General features: G+C 65.7%; 3 protein-coding genes. 1 reads left to right on the forward strand and 2 read right to left on the reverse strand.

Going from position 1 to position 1,676, the window contains the following annotated elements; genetic code table 11:
- Positions 1-462 (reverse strand): 3'(2'),5'-bisphosphate nucleotidase CysQ family protein (locus JCM9942_RS15305; RefSeq protein WP_304941159.1); only part of this gene is annotated, 462 nt, incomplete at its 3' end.
- Positions 459-1,007, reverse strand: a complete 549-nt coding sequence (gene nudE / locus JCM9942_RS15310) for an ADP compounds hydrolase NudE (RefSeq protein WP_054660702.1) — start codon at positions 1,005-1,007, stop codon at positions 459-461. The genes JCM9942_RS15305 and nudE, both read right to left, overlap by 4 nt.
- A gap of 127 nt (positions 1,008-1,134) precedes the next feature.
- On the opposite strand from nudE, the gene JCM9942_RS15315 reads away from it, so the two are divergent.
- A partial coding sequence (locus JCM9942_RS15315; RefSeq protein ID WP_054660704.1) for a 16S rRNA (uracil(1498)-N(3))-methyltransferase occupies positions 1,135-1,676 on the forward strand: 542 nt, incomplete at its 3' end.

Raw genomic sequence — 1,676 nt, forward strand, 5'->3', positions numbered from 1 at the left:
CGGCATCCGGGTGGTGATCCGCTCCTGCTGCGCACCCGCGCGTCGATACGCCTTGCCACCGCGCTCGCCATGCCAGACCACCCCCGTGACCGGCGCCTGCACCACGCCGAAGACCGGCAGGCCGTCGTCGATCAAGGCGATGTTGACGCTGAATTCACCGTTGCGCTTGATGAACTCGCGGGTGCCATCCAGCGGATCCACCAGCCAGTAGCGCTGCCAGCTGCGCCGGGTTTCCCACGGCAGCTGGGCGGATTCCTCCGAGAGCACCGGAATGTCCGGACTCAACTGCGACAAGCCTTGCACGATCAGCCGGTGCGCGGCCAGGTCGGCGCTGGTGACCGGGCTGTCATCGGCCTTGTGTTCAATGTCGAAACCGTTGGCGTAGACCTGCAGGATCGCCGCTCCGGCGCGATGGGCGATGTCGATCACCGCTTCCCGCACATCTGCCTGCAACGGCCTCATCGCGCTCGCCCCAGCCACTCGCGGGCAATGAACAACGCCGCCAGCGAGCGGCCTTCGGAAAAATCCTCGCGCAGCATCAACTGATCCAGCTCGGCCAGTTTCCAGGGCACCACTTCCAGCTCCTCCGGCTCATCACCGATCAGGCGTTCGGGGTACAGATCGCGCGCCAGCACCAGCCAGGACTGGTGACTCATATACGTAGGCGCCAGGGTCAGCATGCGCAGCACGTCCAGTTGGCGGGCACCATAACCGGCCTCTTCCTTGAGCTCGCGGTCGGCCGCTTCGATCGCGCTTTCGCCTTCATCGATGCGCCCCTTGACCAGGCCAAGTTCATAGCGATGCAGGCCTGCGGCGTATTCACGCACCAGCAGCACGGTGTCCTCATCCAGCATGGGGACCACCACCACGGCGCCATGTCCATGGCCCACCAGGCGCTGGAAATGGCGGCGCTCGCCGTTGGAGAACTCCAGATCCAGCTGTTCCTGCTGGAATGGCCCGATGTTTTCCGAGGTCACCTTGTGGATGACAGGCAGACGCCGGCTCATGCGCCACTCCGGGCAACAGCGCAACGGGCCGACGATAGAATGCGCGGGGGCGATGAGGTTTTCATGAGCCCGAAATGCTAGCAGACCCGGCCGCACTGACGTGTGCCACTACCCGCGAGACCTCCGCATGCGCCTGACCCGCTGCCCGATCGACCTTCCACTCCACACCGGACAAACACTCTCCCTGCCTGAAGAAACCGCCAACCACCTGGTGCGGGTGATGCGGCTGCGCGAAGGTGACCGCTGCGTGCTGTTCAATGGCGACGGTCATGACTATGCCGCCACCCTGGCCACGGTGGGCAAGCGCGATGCGCAGGTCCATATCGATGACGCCCAGCCGCTGGACAACGAATCGCCACTGGCCATCACCCTGCTGCAGGGCATCGCCCGTGGCGAGAAGATGGATCTGATCCTGCAGAAGGCGACCGAACTGGGCGTGAGCGCGATCATCCCGGTCAACGCCGAGCGCACCGAGGTCAAACTCGATGCCGCCCGTGCTGAAAAGCGGCTGGCACATTGGCGCAGCGTGGTCGGCTCGGCCTGCGGTCAATCCGGCCGCGCACGGATCCCGGCGCTCACACCGCCGCAATCCCTGGCGGTCGCCGTCGATACGCTGCCGGCCGACACGCTACGGCTGACGCTGGATCCGCTCGGCGCGCACCGCCTGGC

This window comes from Stenotrophomonas pictorum JCM 9942 (genome assembly GCF_001310775.1).
Lineage (GTDB): Bacteria > Pseudomonadota > Gammaproteobacteria > Xanthomonadales > Xanthomonadaceae > Stenotrophomonas > Stenotrophomonas pictorum.